The sequence below is a fragment of the Nitratireductor sp. PBL-C9 genome (assembly GCF_050877045.1).
GTDB classification, from domain to species: Bacteria; Pseudomonadota; Alphaproteobacteria; order Rhizobiales; family Rhizobiaceae; genus Nitratireductor; species Nitratireductor aquimarinus.
On record NZ_JBPAXW010000007.1, the window covers coordinates 178,793 to 196,783 of the forward strand.

Annotated in this window: 22 protein-coding genes; 16 read left to right on the forward strand and 6 right to left on the reverse strand. The window is 63.0% G+C overall.

All coding sequences use genetic code 11. From position 1 onward, the window contains the following. Positions 1-915 (reverse strand): AAA family ATPase, encoded by a 915-nt coding sequence (locus ACRTG1_RS15945; protein WP_113156275.1) that lies wholly within the window; start codon positions 913-915, stop codon positions 1-3. A 62-nt stretch (positions 916-977) separates the two neighbouring features. Further along, positions 978-1,472 carry a flavin reductase gene (locus tag ACRTG1_RS15950; protein WP_206545444.1) on the reverse strand — a complete coding sequence of 165 codons (495 nt, stop codon included), beginning with the start codon at positions 1,470-1,472 and terminating at the stop codon, positions 978-980. 238 nt (positions 1,473-1,710) lie between these two features. Between ACRTG1_RS15950 and ACRTG1_RS15955 the strand changes: the two genes are divergently transcribed. The 5 genes from ACRTG1_RS15955 to purB all read left to right on the forward strand — a co-directional run bounded on the left by ACRTG1_RS15955 (position 1,711) and on the right by purB (position 6,452). Continuing rightward, positions 1,711-2,778 carry a branched-chain amino acid ABC transporter substrate-binding protein gene (locus ACRTG1_RS15955; RefSeq protein ID WP_432516563.1) on the forward strand — a complete coding sequence of 356 codons (1,068 nt, stop codon included), beginning with the start codon at positions 1,711-1,713 and terminating at the stop codon, positions 2,776-2,778. Beyond that, a complete protein-coding gene (locus tag ACRTG1_RS15960; RefSeq protein ID WP_432516643.1) occupies positions 2,778-3,797 on the forward strand; it encodes a P1 family peptidase in 1,020 nt (339 codons plus the stop codon). Before ACRTG1_RS15955 ends, ACRTG1_RS15960 begins: the two co-directional genes overlap by 1 nt. A gap of 24 nt (positions 3,798-3,821) precedes the next feature. Next, a complete protein-coding gene (locus tag ACRTG1_RS15965; RefSeq protein ID WP_432516564.1) occupies positions 3,822-4,547 on the forward strand; it encodes a DUF2259 domain-containing protein in 726 nt (241 codons plus the stop codon). 38 nt (positions 4,548-4,585) lie between these two features. After that, the gene (locus ACRTG1_RS15970) at positions 4,586-5,083 is read left to right on the forward strand and encodes a hypothetical protein (protein ID WP_432516565.1); all 498 of its coding nucleotides are present in this window, start codon (positions 4,586-4,588) and stop codon (positions 5,081-5,083) included. Between the two features lie 61 nt (positions 5,084-5,144). Further along, positions 5,145-6,452, forward strand: a complete 1,308-nt coding sequence (gene purB / locus ACRTG1_RS15975; RefSeq protein ID WP_113156273.1) for an adenylosuccinate lyase — start codon at positions 5,145-5,147, stop codon at positions 6,450-6,452. Between the two features lie 216 nt (positions 6,453-6,668). On the opposite strand, the gene ACRTG1_RS15980 is transcribed toward purB, so the two are convergent. After that, positions 6,669-7,478: a VOC family protein gene (locus ACRTG1_RS15980; protein ID WP_297560907.1), complete on the reverse strand. Its 810-nt coding sequence runs from the start codon at positions 7,476-7,478 to the stop codon at positions 6,669-6,671. Between the two features lie 222 nt (positions 7,479-7,700). On the opposite strand from ACRTG1_RS15980, the gene ACRTG1_RS15985 reads away from it, so the two are divergent. Further along, on the forward strand, positions 7,701-8,249 hold the full coding sequence (locus ACRTG1_RS15985; protein WP_113155024.1) for an RBBP9/YdeN family alpha/beta hydrolase: 549 nt from the start codon (positions 7,701-7,703) through the stop codon (positions 8,247-8,249). Between the two features lie 117 nt (positions 8,250-8,366). Here the strand turns inward: ACRTG1_RS15985 and ACRTG1_RS15990 are convergent, their stop codons facing one another. Together ACRTG1_RS15990 and ACRTG1_RS15995 are read right to left on the reverse strand one after the other, a co-directional pair. After that, positions 8,367-9,140 (reverse strand): HpcH/HpaI aldolase family protein, encoded by a 774-nt coding sequence (locus tag ACRTG1_RS15990; protein ID WP_113155023.1) that lies wholly within the window; start codon positions 9,138-9,140, stop codon positions 8,367-8,369. A gap of 14 nt (positions 9,141-9,154) precedes the next feature. After that, positions 9,155-9,478: a DUF1476 domain-containing protein gene (locus ACRTG1_RS15995; RefSeq protein ID WP_113155022.1), complete on the reverse strand. Its 324-nt coding sequence runs from the start codon at positions 9,476-9,478 to the stop codon at positions 9,155-9,157. A 270-nt stretch (positions 9,479-9,748) separates the two neighbouring features. Here ACRTG1_RS15995 and purC point away from each other — a divergent pair, with 270 nt between their 5' ends. The 6 genes from purC (at position 9,749) to ACRTG1_RS16025 (ending at position 13,035) form a co-directional block, all read left to right on the forward strand. After that, complete coding sequence (purC, locus tag ACRTG1_RS16000) at positions 9,749-10,537, forward strand: phosphoribosylaminoimidazolesuccinocarboxamide synthase (RefSeq protein WP_113155021.1); 789 nt, start codon at positions 9,749-9,751, stop codon at positions 10,535-10,537. Positions 10,538-10,566: 29 nt separating this feature from the next. Beyond that, positions 10,567-10,809, forward strand: coding sequence for a phosphoribosylformylglycinamidine synthase subunit PurS (gene purS, locus ACRTG1_RS16005; protein ID WP_206545450.1), 243 nt, complete (start codon positions 10,567-10,569; stop codon positions 10,807-10,809). A gap of 20 nt (positions 10,810-10,829) precedes the next feature. Further along, positions 10,830-11,105 (forward strand): hypothetical protein, encoded by a 276-nt coding sequence (locus ACRTG1_RS16010; RefSeq protein ID WP_206547686.1) that lies wholly within the window; start codon positions 10,830-10,832, stop codon positions 11,103-11,105. Continuing rightward, the gene (gene purQ / locus ACRTG1_RS16015; RefSeq protein WP_113155018.1) at positions 11,102-11,770 is read left to right on the forward strand and encodes a phosphoribosylformylglycinamidine synthase subunit PurQ; all 669 of its coding nucleotides are present in this window, start codon (positions 11,102-11,104) and stop codon (positions 11,768-11,770) included. The genes ACRTG1_RS16010 and purQ overlap by 4 nt, the downstream gene beginning before the upstream one ends. Continuing rightward, positions 11,770-12,210: a hypothetical protein gene (locus ACRTG1_RS16020; RefSeq protein ID WP_206545452.1), complete on the forward strand. Its 441-nt coding sequence runs from the start codon at positions 11,770-11,772 to the stop codon at positions 12,208-12,210. Before purQ ends, ACRTG1_RS16020 begins: the two co-directional genes overlap by 1 nt. Before the next feature lie 183 nt (positions 12,211-12,393). After that, on the forward strand, positions 12,394-13,035 hold the full coding sequence (locus ACRTG1_RS16025) for a Pr6Pr family membrane protein (RefSeq protein ID WP_432516566.1): 642 nt from the start codon (positions 12,394-12,396) through the stop codon (positions 13,033-13,035). Between the two features lie 99 nt (positions 13,036-13,134). Here ACRTG1_RS16025 and ACRTG1_RS16030 read toward each other — a convergent pair whose 3' ends face one another. Next, positions 13,135-13,362, reverse strand: coding sequence for a DUF1127 domain-containing protein (locus tag ACRTG1_RS16030; RefSeq protein ID WP_432516567.1), 228 nt, complete (start codon positions 13,360-13,362; stop codon positions 13,135-13,137). 84 nt (positions 13,363-13,446) lie between these two features. On the opposite strand from ACRTG1_RS16030, the gene ACRTG1_RS16035 reads away from it, so the two are divergent. The 4 genes from ACRTG1_RS16035 to grxD all read left to right on the forward strand — a co-directional run bounded on the left by ACRTG1_RS16035 (position 13,447) and on the right by grxD (position 17,973). After that, positions 13,447-14,859 (forward strand): PLP-dependent aminotransferase family protein, encoded by a 1,413-nt coding sequence (locus ACRTG1_RS16035; protein WP_420506592.1) that lies wholly within the window; start codon positions 13,447-13,449, stop codon positions 14,857-14,859. A gap of 96 nt (positions 14,860-14,955) precedes the next feature. Beyond that, the gene (gene purL, locus ACRTG1_RS16040; protein WP_297560927.1) at positions 14,956-17,151 is read left to right on the forward strand and encodes a phosphoribosylformylglycinamidine synthase subunit PurL; all 2,196 of its coding nucleotides are present in this window, start codon (positions 14,956-14,958) and stop codon (positions 17,149-17,151) included. A gap of 142 nt (positions 17,152-17,293) precedes the next feature. Further along, entirely contained in the window at positions 17,294-17,527 is a 234-nt protein-coding gene (locus ACRTG1_RS16045) for a BolA family protein (protein ID WP_113155012.1), read from the forward strand. Positions 17,528-17,637: 110 nt separating this feature from the next. Further along, positions 17,638-17,973, forward strand: coding sequence for a Grx4 family monothiol glutaredoxin (grxD, locus tag ACRTG1_RS16050; RefSeq protein ID WP_113156272.1), 336 nt, complete (start codon positions 17,638-17,640; stop codon positions 17,971-17,973). Positions 17,974-17,991: the final 18 nt, after the last annotated feature.

Below are 17,991 nucleotides of genomic sequence, written 5' to 3' on the forward strand. Positions count from 1 at the left end.
TCAGCTGGCCTTGACCTCTTCGAGAACGCGCGCGCCCTCGCCGTCTTCCAGCCGCGCAATGTCGTCCTGGTATTTCAGCAACACGCCCATCGTGTCCGACACCGCATCCGCATCGAGGCTGTCCTTGCCCAGCGCCGTCAGCGCCGTTGCCCAGTCGATGGTTTCGGCCACGCCCGGCGCTTTGAAGAGATCGAGCTCGCGCAGTTTCTGCACGAATGTCACCACCTGTTTCGCCAGCGTGGCGTTGGCGTTCGGCACCTTGCGGGCGAGAATTTCCAGCTCGCGCTGCGCATCCGGGTAATCGACCCAGTGATAAAGGCAGCGCCGCTTCAGCGCATCGTGGATTTCGCGGGTCCGGTTGGTGGTGATCACGACGATGGGCGGTTCATCCGCCTTGATCGTTCCCAGCTCCGGCACGCTCACCTGATAGTCGGAGAGCACTTCCAGAAGATAGGCTTCGAAGGCCTCATCCGCCCGGTCGAGTTCATCGATCAGGAAGATCGGCGGCCCGTCAATGCCGCTTTCCAGCGCTTCCAGCACCGGGCGGCGGATCAGATATTTTTCGGAAAAGACGCCGCTCTCCATCTCGGAGCGGTCGTGAATGCCCGCAGCCTCGGCCATGCGGATCTCGATCATCTGCGCGGCATAGTTCCACTCATAGACGGCAGACGAAACATCAAGCCCTTCATAGCATTGCAGCCGGATCAGCCTGCGCCCGAGCCCCGCCGCCAGAACCTTGGCAATCTCCGTCTTGCCGACACCTGCCTCGCCTTCCAGAAACAGCGGGCGCTGCATGGTCAGGCTCAGAAACAGCACGGTCGCCAGCGCCCGGTCGGCCACATAGCCGCCTTCCGTCAGAAGCGTAAGCGTCTCGTCGATAGATTGCGGCAGGCCGCGGGCTGTCGTTTCGGACATCATTCCCCCATTGCTTCCCAAAGGGCTCCCCGGGTTTCCCGAAATACTCCCGGGTCGAGAGGCTACAATACCCGGTAGCCCCGCTCATGGTAGAGGAGCGGATTGCTTTTGTCGCCGATGCTCAGGCCGGCCACGCGGCCGAAATAGACCCGGTGCGTGCCGATTTCCACGGTCTGCACCACATGGCAGTCAAACACGGCCAGCGCATCCGGCAGCGTCGGCGCGCCCGTGGCGATGGTCTCCCACTCGGTCAGCGCAAAACGCTCTTCGGGCGAAAGCCCCGTCAGGCCGGAAAAGGCGTTGGAAAGCGCCTGATGGTCCGCCGTCAGCGTGTTGAGCGCGAAGATGCCATTCTTCACGAAGGCCTCATTGTGCGGGTTTTCGCGGTTGAGGCACACCAACACCGTCGGCGGATCGTCCGAGACGGAACACGCCGCAATCGCCGTCACGCCGCGCAGGCCAGCCGGCCCGTCGGTCGTGACCACATGAACGGCCCCTGCAAAGCGGGCCATGGCATCGCGATAATGACGCGGTTCGATCTCGTTGGTCTTCAGCACAGTCAACTCTTTTCAACTCACATGTGCGATATAGGATTGCTGCAGAGCCTTACCAAGGCGCACCATCGCCCGACAGTCCAAAAAAGGAAAAAGGACTGCGCCAGAAAGTCTCCATCGACGGAAGCACTTTATGGCACAGTTATTTACCAGTTCCGCAGCTTTGCGGTTAACTTCGGATGCGGGCGGCCTGATTCTCATGCTAGTGCGTGACCGTGAAATGGGTGATTGATCTCCAGATATGCGTTGCCTCGCTTGCCTTCTCGTCTCCAGTTTTGCCGCGTTGACCGCGCCTTCCGCGCATGCGCAGGAAACCTCCATTGGCATCGCCGCGCCACTCAGCGGCAATTTCTCCATTCTTGGCAATCAGTTGCGCGACGGTGCCCGCCTTGCCGCTGAAGCCGGCGGCGCCACCGCCATCGAGGCTGACACACGCTGCACCACCGAAGGTGGCGAGGCGGCAGCCCGCGCGCTGATCGCGCAGAATGTCGCCATCGTGGTCGGCTTCCTGTGCACCGACGCCATCGAGGCCGCGCTGCCGCTCTTTGCCGAGGCCGGCATTCCCGTCGTAACGCCCGGCGTGCGCACCGCCACGCTCACCGACCAGCGCGAGCGCACCGGCTGGCCTGTTTTCCGCACCGCGCCCCGCGCCGACGCAGAACGCGACGCCGTGGCCGACATTCTCGTTCCGCGCTGGCGCGAGAATTTCTTCGCCATCGTCGATGACGGCACGATCTACGGGCGTGAACTGGCCGAAAACATGCGCGCCGCCGCCGAGCTTCAGGAACTGAACCCCGTCTTCATCGACACGTTCCGCCCCCAGCTCGACAACCAGATCGGCCTCGCCGGGCGCCTGCGCCGCGCCGGAGCCACCCATGTCTTCGTCGGCGGCGACCGCAGCGACATCGCCATTCTGGCGCGCGATGCGCGCGGCATGGATTACGAGCTCACCATTGCCGGTGGCGAGGCGCTGCGCGCGGAAAACAGCAGCGTCCCCCTTGCCACAGGCACGCTCATGGTCGGCCAGCCGCACTGGGCGGACATCGTCTCGGATGACGTCAGGCAGACGCTTGAAGTCGCCGGCATCGTGCCGGACGGCTATGTCATTCCGGGCTATGCCGCAACGGAACTTGCCATTGCCGCCGCCCGTCAGGCGGACGCGGAAGCAGGATCGGTCTTCGACGCCCTTTCTTCCGGCACGTTCGGCACCGCGCTCGGCTCTCTTTCCTTCGACGCCAAAGGCGATCTGAACCAGGGTTTCTATCGCCTCTTCCGCTTCGAAGACCAGACATTCCAGGAGGTTGAATGATGTGGCGCACCGGCCCGCGTAATCTGCTCACCGATGTGGCGGGCATCACTGTGGGAAACCACACGGACGAGACCGTCAAATCCGGCGTTACCGCCATTCTGTGCGATGAGCCTGCCGCCGCCGGCGTTCAGGTGCTGGGCGGCGCGCCGGGCACCTGCGAAACGGACGCTCTGGAGCCGCACAATCTGGTCGATGGCGTCGACGCCATCTCGCTGTCGGGCGGCTCGGCCTTCGGCATCGACGCCGCAGCCGGCGTGCAGGCGGCTTTGCGCGAGATGGATCGCGGGTTCGAGATCCTCGGTTTCCGTGTGCCGATTGTGCCGGGGGCTATCCTGTTCGACCTGCCCAATGGCGGCGACAAGAACTGGGGCCGCTTCTCCCCCTATCGCGATTTCGGCTTCGAGGCCGCCATGGCCGCCTCGCAGGAGTTCGAGATCGGCAGCGTCGGCGCAGGCGCAGGCGCAACCACCGCCGCGCTCAAGGGCGGGCTCGGTTCGGCCTCGACCGTGCTTGAAAACGGCATCACCGTCGGCGCGCTCGTCGCCGTCAATGCCGTGGGCTCCGTCACCGTCGGCGGCACGCCGCATTTCTGGGCAGCGCCCTTCGAGATCGGTGACGAGTTCGGCGGTCTCGGCCTGCCTCACCCGATGCCCGACGACGCGTCGAAAGTGTTGACCAAGCTGCGCGCCACCGCGCGCGGCAACACCACCATCGCCGTCATCGCCACCGACGCAAAGCTCGACAAGGCAGCTGCCAAGCGCCTCGCCATCGCCGCCCATGACGGTTTTGCCCGCGCCATCTGGCCGACCCACACGCCGGTCGACGGCGATCTCGTGTTCGGCCTTGCAACGGGCCGCAACGACACGGTCCTCGACATGGAAGGCGTGATCGACCTGAACGCCGCAGCCACCGCAACCATGGCCCGCGCCATCGCACGCGGCGTCTTTGCCGCAAAAAAGACCAGTCGTGATATATTCCCGGTTTGGGAAGAGCTCAAAGCCACCAGCAGGCGTGACTAGTTTCAGTTTAAAAGGATTTTCAGCATGAAATCTCTTCATTCAGGGTTTTGCGCCATCGCCCTCGCCGCCACCTGCACCATGGCGCAGGCGGGCGACACCGCCTCCGTCAACATTCTCGGCTTTTCCGCCGATGGCTCCACCTTCGCCTTTGAGGAGTATGGCATTCAGGACGGTTCCGGCTTTCCCTACGCAAACCGCTATTACATCAACACCGCCAATGACAGTTTCCTGCCCGGCACACCGGTCCGTGTGCGCATCGATCAGGATGGCGCAAGCCTCACCGACGCCCGCGCACAGGCCAAAAGCCAGTCCCAGTCCGTCATCAGCGACGCAGTGCTCGCCGAAAATCCCGGTTTCACCGCCGGCTGGAACGCGGTCACGGAAATTTCGGCCGATCCCTATCGCATCGAGGTCAATCCGCGCCCGGTCTTCCCGTCGATCGACGGCACCCTTGATTTCCGCCTCGCCGAACTGCCCATGCCCGATGGCGCGGAATGCTATGGCTTCGGTGAAGCGGCAGGTTTCCGCCTCACCCGCATCGCCACCGAACCGGGTGCGGAAACCACGCTCGTGCATGAGGACAATTCCATTCCGAAAAGCCGCGGCTGCCCGCTCGGCTACCGCATCGCCGGCGTCCAGACCTTCTACCCTCAGGGCGGCTCGCCGGTCTTCGCCGTCATGATCGCCGTGCGCGGTATCGGCTTTGAAGGGCCGGACCACCGTTTCATCGCCGTCACCGGCCAGCACTGACCTGTCATGTCCGGGGGCGGTGAAAGCATCGGGATCTCATGAGACCGGCTCTCGCCGCCATCAGGCGCGCACTGCCCGCCCCCGCCACGGCTCTTCTGGGCGCGCTCCTCTGGGGCGCGCTGATGGGGCTCAACGCCTTCGCCTTCTTCTGGCAGCTCGAATGGCAGACCGCGCCGCGCGTAACCGCCCTCACCGTAATCTTCGCGCTGGGCGGCGTGCTCGCCTTTCCGCTCGGCCACACGCTTCAGGCGCTCATCGCGCGCCATGGCCGGCCCGAACAGCGCTTTGCCGCAGCCTTCCTCGCCTTCGCGCTGTGCACCCTGTGCATCACCGCCGCCCTCTACGCGCTCGAATACCGCGCCTATTACGCCCAGTGGCACGGCCCGATCCTGTCGCTTCGATGGGCGTTTGAGTTCGCCTTCACGATAGCCGGCGCACTATACCAGTTCGCCGTTCTCGGCCTGCGCGTCTATTTTCCCTGGGGATTGGCCGCACTTTTCGCGCTCTCGCTCGCCTATGCCGTCAAGCCGCGTTGAGCAAAACGCGCACCTCTGCTAGTGAAGCGCCAACCTCACACCTATGGAAGGCAAGGCACGCATGATCCCGCGCTATTCGCGGCCTGAAATGGCCGCAATCTGGTCGCCTGAGACCAAGTTCCGTATCTGGTTCGAAATCGAGGCGCATGCCGCAGACGCGATGGCCGAGCTCGGCATCGTGCCCAAGGACGCCGCGAAGACCATCTGGGACAAGGCCGGCGAAGCCACGTTCGACATTGACCGCATCGACGAGATCGAGCGCGAAACGAAGCACGACGTCATCGCCTTCCTGACGCATCTGGCAGAGATTGTCGGCCCCGAAGCCCGCTTCGTGCATCAGGGCATGACCTCTTCCGACGTGCTCGACACCTGCCTCAGCGTCCAGCTCGTGCGCGCCACCGACATCCTGCTTGACGACCTCGACAAGCTGCTCGCCGCCCTCAAGAAGCGCGCCTTCGAGCACAAGGACACCGTCACCATCGGCCGCAGCCATGGCATCCATGCCGAGCCGACCACGTTCGGCGTCAAGCTCGCCCAGGCCTATGCCGAGTTCGAGCGCTGCCGCCAGCGCCTCGTCAATGCGCGCGAAGAAATCGCCACCTGCGCCATTTCCGGCGCTGTCGGCACCTTCGCCAACATCGACCCGAGCGTCGAGGAGCATGTGGCCGAGAAGATGGGCCTGAAGCCGGAGCCCGTCTCCACGCAGGTCATCCCGCGCGACCGCCACGCCATGTATTTCGCCACGCTCGCCGTGATCGCCTCCTCCATCGAGCGGCTCTCGGTCGAGGTGCGTCACCTGCAGCGCACCGAGGTTCTGGAAGCCGAAGAGTATTTCTCGCCGGGCCAGAAGGGCTCGTCGGCCATGCCGCACAAGCGCAACCCGGTCCTGTCGGAAAACCTGACCGGTCTTGCCCGCATGGTTCGCGCCTATGCGACGCCCGCCATGGAAAACGTGGCGCTCTGGCACGAGCGCGACATTTCGCACTCCTCCGTCGAGCGCATGATCGGCCCCGACGCGACCGTCACGCTCGACTTCGCGCTCGCCCGCCTCACCGGCATGATGGAAAAGCTGGTCGTCTACCCCGACGCCATGCAGAAGAACATGGACCGCTTCCGCGGCCTCGTTCACTCGCAGCGCGTTCTGCTTGCCCTCACCCAGGCTGGCGTGTCCCGCGAGGACGCCTACCGCCTCGTGCAGCGCAACGCCATGAAGGTGTGGGAACAGGGCGCCGACTTCCTCACCGAACTGCTCGGTGACGACGAGGTGCGCGCCGCCCTCTCCGAAGAGGTCATCCGCGACAAGTTCGACCTCGGCTACCACACCAAGCATGTGGACACGATCTTCGAGCGCGTTTTCGGCGAAAGCTGATCTTGACGCCCTGAAACGTGAAAACGCCGGCGCATCACCCGATGCGCCGGCGTTTTTCTTTGTTGGCTGGAGCAATTCCACAAGAAGCGGAAACGCTCTGGCCGAATGACGGCTTCCTTCTCCCCGCCAGCAGGGAGAAGGTCCCCGCAGGGGGATGAGGGGCTGACGCGGCGTATGAAAATCCCGCCGCATTGTGGGTTCGCGGAACCTGACGCATCAGTTCGACGGTGCGACCCGCACGACCGTGCCCCACGGATCGGCGAACTCGGTCTCCGCCGTCGCATTCCTGCTCTTCAGTTCAAGCCAGGAGAGCCCCGTGCGGTTCGGGTTGCGTTTGCCCGCCCCGGCGCTGCGCCAGCTGTTTGCGCCGATATGGTGGTGGTAACCGCCCGTCGCCAGAAACACCGCCTGCGATCCATAGCGCGTCATCGTGTCGAAGCCCTGCGCCTCATGCCACCAGGCTTCCGCCGTCACCGGATCGCCGACGCGCAGATGCACATGGCCGATCACCATGTTCTCCGGCGCGCCCTGCCAGCCCGCATCGCCATCGGGAACCGTGGAAAGCAGGCTGCCGAAATCGAGACGCTCGGTCGCCATGGCGATCCCGTCCGCGGTTTTGGTCCAGCTTTCGGGCGCACGGTCGGCATAGATCTCGATGCCGTTCCCTTCCGGATCGGACAGATAGACCGCCTCGCTGACCAGATGGTCCGACGCGCCCTCAAGCCGCATGTTGCGGTCGCGGGCAAAGAGCGACCAGCGCGCCAGATCGGCCCGCTCCGGCAACAGGAACGCCGTGTGAAAGAGACCGGCCTCGCGCGGATCGTCCGGCTCGGCAGACCGGTCCTCGGCAATCTCCAGAAGCGTACGACCACCGACACCCAGCGCAATCGCGCCATTGTCGCCGTCCATCTCCTGAAGGCCCAGAATATCCGAATAGAACGCCGCCAGCTTCTGCGCGTCGCGCGCTTTCAGGCCGACACGGCCAATGCTGACCGGCGTGGTTGCGGCAAAGGGAAACCCACTCATCGCTTTATCTCCTGCGAAGCGGCAGCCAGCCCCTTTGGCGGGCCGCCTCATGTCCCCCTGAAACTGGCGCGCCATCCCCCTCCGCACAAGCACCTGCCCGGCGAACACGCTGTTCACCAAATAAAATACAATCTTCAAAAATCGTTCGAAAACGCGCGCAATTCGCGCCGCAGATCATCCCAGCGCTTGCATGCCTCCGACACGATGGCTACATGCCCGGCCATGAAAGCTTCAGACGCCGATATTCTCATCATTCCCGGTTACACCAATTCCGGGCCCGATCACTGGCAGACGCGCTGGCAGTCGCGGCTGTCGACGGCGCGTCGCGTCGAACAGGAAGCCTGGTCGAAGCCGGTTCGCGAGGACTGGATCGCCAATGTGGTGACGGCCGTCAACGAAGCGGAAAAGCCCGTTGTGCTGGTCGCCCATTCGCTGGGCGTCGCCACCGCCGTTCAGGCCATTCCCGAGTTCAGGAAGCCGGTTGCGGGCGCGTTCTTCGTCGCCCCGCCCGATGTCGCAAACAGCAAGATCAGGCCCAAACACCTGATGACCTTCGGGCCGTACCCGCGCGATCCGCTGCCCTTTCCGTCGATCACCATCGCCAGCCGCAACGATCACTTCTGCTCTTACGAAGTGGCTGAAGACATTGCAGCCGCGTGGGGTTCGCTGTTTATGGATGCGGGCGACGCCGGGCACATCAATGCCGAATCGGGCTTCGGCCCCTGGCCGGAAGGCTCCATGACCTTCGCCAAATTCCTGCAGCAGCTCTGAACAGCCTGTCTGCAGACCGCGTCTTCTGCCGGTGCGCCTGAAAAGCAAAGGGCGGCTCATCGTTCCTGAAAAACGAAGAACCGCCCTCAATCATTTGCCAGACCGGCTGTGGCCGGATCAGCCCTTGATCGAACCGCGCGCAGCCGCAAGCATGGCCGGTGCACCATCGGTCATGTAAGCGCCCTCGGACCCGAGCGCGAAAAACCGGTATCCCATTGCATGGAAACGGCCGACAAGCAGCGGATCGACCACATAGATGGCCGCATGTTTGCCCGCCGCGCGCGCCTTTTGCGCGATGGAGGCGATTGCCGGCATCATGTCTTCAAGCGCCGGATCCATTGTCGCGCCATTCGACCACGCAATGGAGAAGTCCGAAGGACCGACCAGAACACCGTCGATCCCGTCCACGGCGAGAATGTCATCAAGTGCCGCCAGCGCCTGCCGCGTTTCGATCATCGCGAAGGCGACCGTGTTGGCGTTCTCGTTCGCCAGCCAGCTCTGCGCATCGGAGGCCCCGGCGCGCGGCATGGCGAAGCTTGGTCCCCATGAACGCAGCCCGACGGGCGGATATTTCATGGCGGCGGCAAAGGCGCGCGCATCCTCTACCGAGTTGACCATGGGCGCGATCACGGTTTCCGCTCCCATGTCCAGCGCGCGGCTCGCCATGTCAAAACGGCCGACGGGAATGCGCACCACCGGGTGCTTTCCCTTCAGCCGAACGGCGCCCACGCCGCGCAGCACGCTGTCCTCGTGATGACCGCCATGCTGCATGTCGAGCGTGACGGCGCCGAAATCCAGTCCGGCAACCAGTTCGACGGTCTGCGAATCGGGAATCAGCGACCAGGCGGAGAAAACGCTCTCCCCCGCCCTGAGGCGTGCTGCCAGCGACAAGGACGCCAAGACGCTTACTCGCCGTTCTTGATCTGCTCGAGCGCCGTGGAGAGCAGCTCTTCCATGGTGCGGCGAATCTGGTGATCGGACTGCTCGACATTGGCGGCGTCGAAGTCCTTGCGCACCTTGCGGAACACGTCCTCGTCACCGGCTTCCTCGAAGTCCGAGTTCATCACTTCGCGCGCATAGGCCTCGGCCTCGTCGCCGCTTTTGCCAAGCTTTTCTGCGGCCCACAGGCCCAGAAGCTTGTTGCGACGCGCCATCGCCTTGAACTTCTGGGTTTCGTCGTGGACGAACTTGTTCTCAAAAGCGTCTTCGCGGTCTTTCATGCTGGCCATACTGAATGTCCTCCGGCTCGGGCATCGCGAACGATGCGGATACAACTGGGTTGGCAAGCAAAAACCAGAACCCCCGCTCCGGGTCAATACGCTCTATGGGCGCATTTGCCCTTTGGCTGCGGCCATAAACCGGTTGGCTTTGAGAAATGGCAATTGTGGTATGGACGGGTTTGCGCTAGAGACCCCGTGAAACGATGCATCTTTGAAACTGCCGCGTTGCGGAACTTCCGCGCGAAGTTTCCCTGTCAAGGCAACGGACCAGGAAAAGCCATGAACCGTCGTCGCCGCATTTATGAGGGCAAGGCCAAGATTCTTTATGAAGGCCCGGAGCCCGGCACCTTGATTCAGTTCTTCAAGGACGACGCCACCGCCTTCAACAAGAAGAAGCATGAGATTGTCGATGGCAAGGGCGTGCTCAACAACCGGATCTCGGAATACATTTTCGAGCATCTGAACCGGATCGGCATCCCGACCCACTTCATTCGACGCCTCAACATGCGTGAGCAGCTGATCAAGGAAGTGGAGATCATTCCGCTCGAGATCGTGGTGCGCAATGTTGCCGCCGGCTCGCTCGCCAAGCGTCTGGGCATCGAGGAAGGCACCGTGCTGCCCCGCTCGATCATCGAATTCTACTACAAGGCGGATGCGCTGGACGACCCGATGGTCTCCGAAGAGCACATCACCGCGTTCGGCTGGGCAAGCCCGCAGGAGATCGACGACATGATGGCGCTCGCCATCCGCGTCAACGACTTCCTGACCGGCCTCTTCCTTGGCGTCGGCATCCAGCTCGTCGATTTCAAGATGGAGTGCGGCCGCCTTTGGGAAAACGACATGATGCGCGTCATCGTGGCGGATGAGATTTCGCCTGATTCCTGCCGCCTGTGGGACACCACCACGCAGGACAAGATGGACAAGGACCGTTTCCGCCGCGACATGGGCGGGCTGGTCGAGGCCTATCAGGAAGTCGCACGCCGTCTCGGCATCATGAACGAGAACGAACCGCCGCGCGGTGGCGGTCCCGTCCTCGTATCCTCCAAAGACAACAAGACGCGCCACTAGGGCGCGTCGGGAAATCAGGGAGCACTACCGTGATCAAGGCGCGCGTCACCGTGACGTTGAAGAACGGCGTTCTGGACCCGCAGGGAAAAGCCATTGAAGGCGCGCTCGGCGCGCTCGGTTTCTCCGGCGTCGGTTCGGTGCGTCAGGGCAAGGTCTTCGACCTGGAGCTCGAGGGCTCCGACAGGGCCAGGGCCGAGAGCGACCTCAACGCCATGTGCGAAAAGCTTCTGGCGAATACCGTGATTGAGGACTACACTGTCTCCGTTACCTGAGGTTGTGGAGAAAGACTGTCATGGGCGACGTCACCAATGAGCTGCTTTATGAGGTTCTCAAAAGCATGCAGGGTCGCCTGGACAAACTTGAAGCCGGACAATCGGAGATCCGTCAGGAGCTGATCTCCATCCGGGGGCATATGATTGCGATCCAGCAGGACACCCACAATATCTACGGTATGCTCGGACGCCATGACGACCGCCTTGAACGCATAGAACCCCGCCTCGAGCTCCGCGAATTGGCCGAAGGCCCTCAGAAACCGTACGATCCCAGCCCGAACGATCAGAACCCATGAAATCAGCCATCATCCAGCTTCCCGGCCTCAATCGCGACCGCGACATGATCGCCGCGCTTACCAAGATTTCCGGAAAAGCGCCGATCACTGTCTGGCAGACGGAGACCGAGCTTCCCGATGTCGACCTGGTGGTCATTCCCGGCGGCTTCTCCTATGGCGACTATCTGCGCTGTGGCGCAATCGCCGCCCGCATGCCGGTGATGCAGGCCGTGGCCGAAAAGGCCCGCAAGGGCGTTCTCGTCATGGGCGTCTGCAACGGTTTCCAGGTTCTGCTCGAAATGGGCCTCCTGCCCGGCGCGCTGATGCGCAACGCCTCGCTGAAATTCGTGTGCCGCGAGGTGAAGCTTGAAGTCACCAACGCCAACACGCCCTTCACGCGTGGTTATCAGCAGGGCCAGATCATCCGCTGCCCGGTTGCCCACCACGACGGCAACTATTTCGCGGACGCCGAGACGCTGAAGCGGATCGAGGGCGAAGGCCAGGTTGCTTTCCGTTACGCCGAGGGCACCAATCCCAACGGCTCGGTGAATGACATTGCCGGCATTGTTAGCGACAGCGGCAATGTGCTTGGCATGATGCCTCACCCCGAAAACCTGATCGAAGCCGCCCATGGCGGCGATGACGGTCGCGCGCTCTTCGCCGGCGTGCTTGGAAAGGCCGCCTGATGGGCCGCGCCGGTCACGCCGGTTCACATTTTCAATTACGCTCCCGGCTTGCCGCCGGCGCAGCCCTTGCAGCGCTGACATTTTCCCTCGCCGCCTGCCAGACAGAGCCGGCGGGCGGGCCGCTCACCCTCGAAGTCGAGGAATCGAGCGCGGTAAAGGCGCTTCAGACCATCAACAGCGCAGGCCTCAAATGCTGGATACGCTCCGGTGACCGCCGCTTCCGCGATCTGCGCATGGTTCCCGAACTCGACACGCGCGTCGGGCGGCCACGCCTTCTGATCGTGCGCAGCAACAAGCAGCAGGGTCTCCCGCTGCTTGTCATCGAAGCGTCAGGGTCGCCAGCGACGATCAGCACCTATGGCCCTCTGGCCTCCACACGCACCGGCGCACGCATAAACACCGACATCATGCGCTGGTCCAGCGGCGGCTCTTCGTGCTGATTTTGCGGTTTCAATCGCTTTAAATTTAAACCTGGAATTTAGATTCCGGGCTTTATTGCATCTCCCTGGGAACTCAAGAGCATCGGGCCGAAATGTGAATTCCGGCTATTCCGATGCTCCATCACTGGTTTAGATCGTCCTTTGTGCATCCAGACGGACGCACGGCGATCCTGGGGGGATTGCATGGCCAGATTATTGAACGTCGCAGGCCTGACCATAGGTCTGTTCGCGCTCATCCTTCAGTTCGGCCTGACCATCCCCGACGCCATGGAAGCCGGGCGCGGCCTTGCGGGCTCGATTGTCTTCTATTTTTCCTTCTTCACCATTCTGACCAACATACTGGCCGTGCTGGTTCATGGGGCGGCCCTGTTTGGTCGACAGGGCTTTTTCACGCAGGCATGGGTGCGCGCCGGCATCGCCGTTGCGATCACCGTGGTCGGCACCATCTACTGGCTACTGCTTTCAGCGCTCTGGGAGCCGGAAGGCCTGTTCCTCGTCTGTGACATCGTGCTCCACTACGTCGCGCCCGCGATCTACCTCGCCTGGTGGCTTTCGGCCGGCACGGATGGAAGTCTCGGCTGGCGGCACGTTCCGCTCTGGCTCGCCTATCCGTTCGCCTACATGGTCTACGTGCTCGCCCGCGCACAGATCACCGGCGAGGTGCCCTACCCGTTTCTCGATGTCGCGCTGAACGGCTGGCCGAGCGTTCTCGTCACATCCGCCGCCATTCTCCTGCTCTTCGCCTTTCTTGGCCGCCTCGCGATCCTCGCAGACCGCCTCACAACCGAAGGCAGCGCCACCCGCGAAACGGGCGGCGGCAGCTAGAGCAATTCCAGCAAAAGTGGAGACCGGTTTTGCGTTCGCAATTGCGTCAAATCATAAAGACAGAGCGTTTCCGGTGATCCTGTTTTCACCGGAAACGCTCTAATCCCAGAAGGGGCGCAGCCCTTCACGCCGCGCCTCACTGCGCGACACGCCAATGTCGCACAACTGCTCGTCGGTCAGCTCCAGAAGATCCAGCCTGCTGCGGCGCTTGCTCAGCCATGCCGCAAGCTTTCCCATCACATAAGCGAGGCTGAACCCCGCGCGCTCGTCCTTCAGACGCGGCGCAGCGGGACTGCATGCACCACGCATTGTCTTACTTGCACCCATTGCAATACCCTCAATTCGTCTTCATTTGAACGATTGAACCTATGCATTGACTTAAAAACAGGTGCAATATACACAATTGTCACCATGACAAATTGGCTTCCAAACCTCGCGCGCGGCACCGGCCCGCTCTATGTGCGCCTCGCAGACCAGATCGAGCGGGACATTGAGAGCGGACGTCTTGCGTCCGGAACCAAGCTGCCGCCCCAGCGCAATCTCGCCTACGACATCGGCGTGACCATCGGCACGGTCAGCCGCGCCTATGCACTCCTGCGTCAGCGCGGGCTCGTTTCCGGCGAAGTCGGTCGCGGCACCTATGTGCTCGAACGCGTCGGCACGCCGCGCACCGGCCCCTCTGCCGCACAGGCGTTCGGCGGCACGCGCGACATGGTGGTTGCGTCCGGCAAGACGCGCATGGATTCCTCCGCTGCCCCCGATATCGGCCAGGCCGCGGCGCTTGAGCGCATCACCACGCGCATCGTTTGCGAGCACCCGCACAGCATCGCCAGCTACACGCGCAGCCTGCCCGCTCACTGGTTTGACGCAGGCCGCCAGTGGCTGGCGCGCGAGGGCTGGAGCCCGCCGCCCGAAGGCATTGTCCCCACGCTTGGCGGCCATGCCGGCATTCTCGCCACCATCGCCGCGATGACCACGCCGGGCGACCGCATCGCCTTTGAAGAACTCACCTATTCCCATGTCGCGCGCAGCGCCACGGTCATCGGCCGCCGCCCGCTTCCCATCGCCATCGATGAAGACGGCATGATCCCGGAGGATTTCGAACGCGTCTGCGCCCAGCAGCATCCCCGCATGGTGTTTCTGGTGGCCTCGCTCCACAATCCCACACTCGCCACCATGCCCGAGGCGCGCCGGCGCGCAATTGTGGATATCGCCCGGCTTCACAATGTCTGGCTGATCGAGGACAACATCTATGGCGCGCTGCTTGAGGAAACCCCGCCTCTCTTCGCCTCGCTTGCGCCGGAGCGCACCTTTCATGTGGGCGGCCTTTCCAAATCCGTGGCCGCCGGCGTTCGCGGCGGCTGGGTGGCGAGCCCGCCCGCCTATGCCTCCCGCATTCTCACCGCCCACAAGATGATCACCGGTGGCATGCCGTTCCTGCTGGGCGAACTGGCGGCGCAGCTCGTCCTGTCCGGCGAGGCGCAAACCCTGCGCAATCAGGTGCTTGAAGAGATCGCCGCACGTCACGCCATTGCAGCCGAAGCGTTCGCCGGGGCCGAGTTCACCAGCCATCCCCGCGCGCCGTTTCTCTGGCTCAAACTGCCCGAACCCTGGCTTTCCAGCACGTTCAAACAGGCGGCCTTCGAGGAAGGCGTGCTGATCGACGACGAGGACGAGTTCCGCGTCGGGCGCTCCGGCGCGCCCCTCCACCGGGTGCGCATCGCCTTCACCGTTCCCCAAAACCGCGACCTGATCCGGCGGGGATTTGCCACGCTCGCAGGCCTTCTGGACAACCCGATCAGCGGATTTGACAATTACGGCTGATGAAAACCGGCATTGGGAAGTGGATTATCGGGCCGCAATACTGTAACGCAGCCTCGAGACACCCGTTGCCACCCTTTTGCAGGGAACGCCGACCCCATGACCATCCCCAATCACATCCCGATCACCGAAGACCTCATTGCGGCTCACGGCCTGAAGCCCGATGAGTATCAGCGCATCCTGGAGCTGATCGGCCGCGAGCCGAGCTTTACGGAGCTGGGCATTTTCTCGGCCATGTGGAACGAGCACTGTTCCTACAAGAGCTCCAAGAAATGGCTGCGCACGCTCCCCACAAAGGGGCCGCAGGTCATCCAGGGCCCCGGCGAGAATGCCGGCGTGGTCGACATTGGCGATGGCCAGTGCGTGGTCTTCAAGATGGAGAGCCACAACCACCCCTCCTTCATCGAGCCCTATCAGGGCGCAGCCACCGGCGTCGGCGGCATCCTGCGTGACGTCTTCACCATGGGCGCACGCCCCGTCGCCGCCATGAACGCGCTGCGCTTTGGCGCGCCCGATCATCCCAAGACGAAGCATCTGGTTGCCGGCGTCGTTTCCGGCATTGGCGGCTACGGCAATTCCTTCGGCGTTCCCACCGTCGGCGGCGAAGTCAACTTCGACGCCCGCTATAACGGTAACATTCTGGTAAATGCCTTTGCAGCCGGCATCGCCGAGACCAACGCGATCTTCTATTCCAAGGCCGAAGGCGTCGGCCTGCCCGTCGTCTATCTGGGCGCAAAGACCGGCCGCGATGGCGTCGGCGGCGCGACCATGGCGTCTGCCGAGTTCGACGAAGGCATCGACGAGAAGCGCCCCACCGTTCAGGTCGGCGATCCGTTCACCGAAAAATGCCTGCTCGAAGCCTGCCTTGAGCTGATGGCCACCGGCGCCGTGATCGCCATTCAGGACATGGGCGCTGCCGGCCTCACCTGCTCGGCGGTCGAGATGGGCGCAAAGGGCGATCTGGGCATCGAGCTCGATCTCGACTGCGTGCCCGTGCGCGAAGAGCGCATGAGCGCCTATGAGATGATGCTGTCGGAAAGCCAGGAGCGCATGCTCATGGTGCTCCGCCCCGAAAAGCGCGACGAGGCCGAGGCCATCTTCCGCAAATGGGGTCTCGACTTCGCCATCGTCGGCAAGACCACGGACGATCTGCGCTTCCGCATCTTCCATCAGGGCGAGGAAGTCGCAAATCTTCCCATCAAGGAACTTGGCGACGAAGCGCCGGAATATGACCGCCCCTGGGTGGAGCCGAAGCTTCAGGCCCCGCTCGAAGGCCCGGCTCCCGAGGCCGACATCGCCGACAGCCTCGTCAAGCTGCTCGATTCGCCCGATCTCTCGTCCCGCCGCTGGGTCTGGGAGCAGTATGACACGCTGATTCAGGGCAATTCGCTTCATCTTCCCGGCGGCGACGCCGGCGTGGTGCGCGTCGACGGACAGGACAAAAAGGCGCTTGCCTTCTCCTCCGATGTCACGCCGCGCTATTGCGAGGCCGATCCCTATGAGGGCGGCAAGCAGGCGGTTGCCGAGTGCTGGCGCAACATCACCGCAACCGGCGCCGAGCCGCTGGCGGCCACCGACAATCTGAACTTCGGCAATCCGGAGAAGCCCGAAATCATGGGTCAGCTCGTCCATGCCATCAAGGGCATCGGCGAGGCCTGCACCGCGCTCGGCTTCCCCATCGTTTCCGGCAATGTCTCGCTCTACAACGAGACGCTGGGCGAAGCGATCCCGCCGACACCGACCATGGCCGGCGTTGGCCTCATCCCCGACTGGCAGAAGGCAGCCCGCGCCGCCTTTGCCGCCGAAGGCGAAGCCATCGTCCTCATCGGCGCACCGGAAGGCTGGGGCACGCATCTCGGCCAGTCCGTCTATCTGCGCGACATTCATGGCCGCGCCGAAGGTCCGCCCCCGCCGGTCGATCTCGCGCATGAAAAGCGCACCGGCGACATGGTGCGCGGGCTGATCCGCGCCGGTCAGGTCTCCGCCGTTCACGACTGTTCCGATGGCGGACTCGCCGTTGCACTCGCCGAAATGGCCATTGCTTCGGGCATTGGCGCGACCATCGATGCGCCTGAAGACGCCATCCCCGCCTTCTTTGGCGAGGATCAGGGCCGCTACATCGTCACCACCAGCGATGTTGAAGCCGTGCTCGCCGCAGCCGAAAAGGCCGGTGTGTCGGCCTTCGAGATTGGCGAGACCCGTGGCGACACGCTTGAGCTCGGCGACGCCGGTGCTGTCTCCGTCGAAGTGCTGAAGACGGCGCACGAGGCCTGGTTCCCGGGCTTCATGGACTGATATCGCACTGTCCCGCCCCGGCTCGTTTTTAAAACCGGGGCGGACATTCGGCCGCTGCCTTCGCGGGCTCACTGCGATTGACCTTGCCTGCCGGAACAGCCATATCTCGTTAAGACAGACTGTTTTGGAGACTCGCCTACCCATGGCTATGAATGCTTCTGATATCGAGCGCCTCATCAAGGAAGGCATCCCGGACGCCCAGGTCACCATCCGCGACCTTGCCGGCGACGGCGATCATTACGCCGCAGAGGTTGTGGCGGAGAGCTTCCGTGGCAAGTCGCGCGTGCAGCAGCACCAGATGGTCTACAATGCGCTCAAGGGCAATATGGGCGGTGCGCTCCATGCACTCGCCCTGCAGACCAGCGCTCCGGACTGATTTCATCCGGAAAGTTTGACGCGTGGCGTTGCGCCATGGAAAATGGTGCAATACATAACGTTTGATGATGAAAATGCCGGGCCTTGAACCCGGACATGAAAGGACTTGCGATGAGCGGCATCAACGAATTCATCGATAATGAGGTCAAGAGCAGCGACGTTGTGCTGTTCATGAAGGGCACGCCCGGCTTTCCGCAGTGCGGTTTCTCCGGTCAGGTCGTCCAGATCCTCGACTATCTCGGCGTCGAGTACAAAGGCATCAACGTCCTCACCTCCGACGAGCTTCGTCAGGGCATCAAGGATTATTCCAACTGGCCGACCATCCCGCAGCTTTATGTGAAGGGTGAATTCGTTGGCGGTTGCGACATCATTCGTGAGATGTTCCAGGCCAGCGAGCTTCAGGCTTTCCTGAACGAAAAAGGCGTGGCAGCCAAAGGCGCCGCCTAAAAAGCTTTTCAGGACCGC

Coding starts and splice junctions, on each gene's coding strand:
- ACRTG1_RS15945 (WP_113156275.1), bottom strand. CDS start 915: ATGTCCGAAACGACAGCCCGCGGCCTGCCGCAATCTATCGACGAGACG.
- ACRTG1_RS15955 (WP_432516563.1), top strand. CDS start 1,711: ATGCGTTGCCTCGCTTGCCTTCTCGTCTCCAGTTTTGCCGCGTTGACC.
- ACRTG1_RS15960 (WP_432516643.1), top strand. CDS start 2,778: ATGTGGCGCACCGGCCCGCGTAATCTGCTCACCGATGTGGCGGGCATC.
- ACRTG1_RS15965 (WP_432516564.1), top strand. CDS start 3,822: ATGAAATCTCTTCATTCAGGGTTTTGCGCCATCGCCCTCGCCGCCACC.
- ACRTG1_RS15970 (WP_432516565.1), top strand. CDS start 4,586: ATGAGACCGGCTCTCGCCGCCATCAGGCGCGCACTGCCCGCCCCCGCC.
- purB (WP_113156273.1), top strand. CDS start 5,145: ATGATCCCGCGCTATTCGCGGCCTGAAATGGCCGCAATCTGGTCGCCT.
- ACRTG1_RS15980 (WP_297560907.1), bottom strand. CDS start 7,478: ATGAGTGGGTTTCCCTTTGCCGCAACCACGCCGGTCAGCATTGGCCGT.
- ACRTG1_RS15985 (WP_113155024.1), top strand. CDS start 7,701: ATGAAAGCTTCAGACGCCGATATTCTCATCATTCCCGGTTACACCAAT.
- ACRTG1_RS15995 (WP_113155022.1), bottom strand. CDS start 9,478: ATGGCCAGCATGAAAGACCGCGAAGACGCTTTTGAGAACAAGTTCGTC.
- purC (WP_113155021.1), top strand. CDS start 9,749: ATGAACCGTCGTCGCCGCATTTATGAGGGCAAGGCCAAGATTCTTTAT.
- ACRTG1_RS16010 (WP_206547686.1), top strand. CDS start 10,830: ATGGGCGACGTCACCAATGAGCTGCTTTATGAGGTTCTCAAAAGCATG.
- purQ (WP_113155018.1), top strand. CDS start 11,102: ATGAAATCAGCCATCATCCAGCTTCCCGGCCTCAATCGCGACCGCGAC.
- ACRTG1_RS16020 (WP_206545452.1), top strand. CDS start 11,770: ATGGGCCGCGCCGGTCACGCCGGTTCACATTTTCAATTACGCTCCCGG.
- ACRTG1_RS16025 (WP_432516566.1), top strand. CDS start 12,394: ATGGCCAGATTATTGAACGTCGCAGGCCTGACCATAGGTCTGTTCGCG.
- ACRTG1_RS16030 (WP_432516567.1), bottom strand. CDS start 13,362: ATGGGTGCAAGTAAGACAATGCGTGGTGCATGCAGTCCCGCTGCGCCG.
- ACRTG1_RS16035 (WP_420506592.1), top strand. CDS start 13,447: ATGACAAATTGGCTTCCAAACCTCGCGCGCGGCACCGGCCCGCTCTAT.
- purL (WP_297560927.1), top strand. CDS start 14,956: ATGACCATCCCCAATCACATCCCGATCACCGAAGACCTCATTGCGGCT.
- ACRTG1_RS16045 (WP_113155012.1), top strand. CDS start 17,294: ATGGCTATGAATGCTTCTGATATCGAGCGCCTCATCAAGGAAGGCATC.
- grxD (WP_113156272.1), top strand. CDS start 17,638: ATGAGCGGCATCAACGAATTCATCGATAATGAGGTCAAGAGCAGCGAC.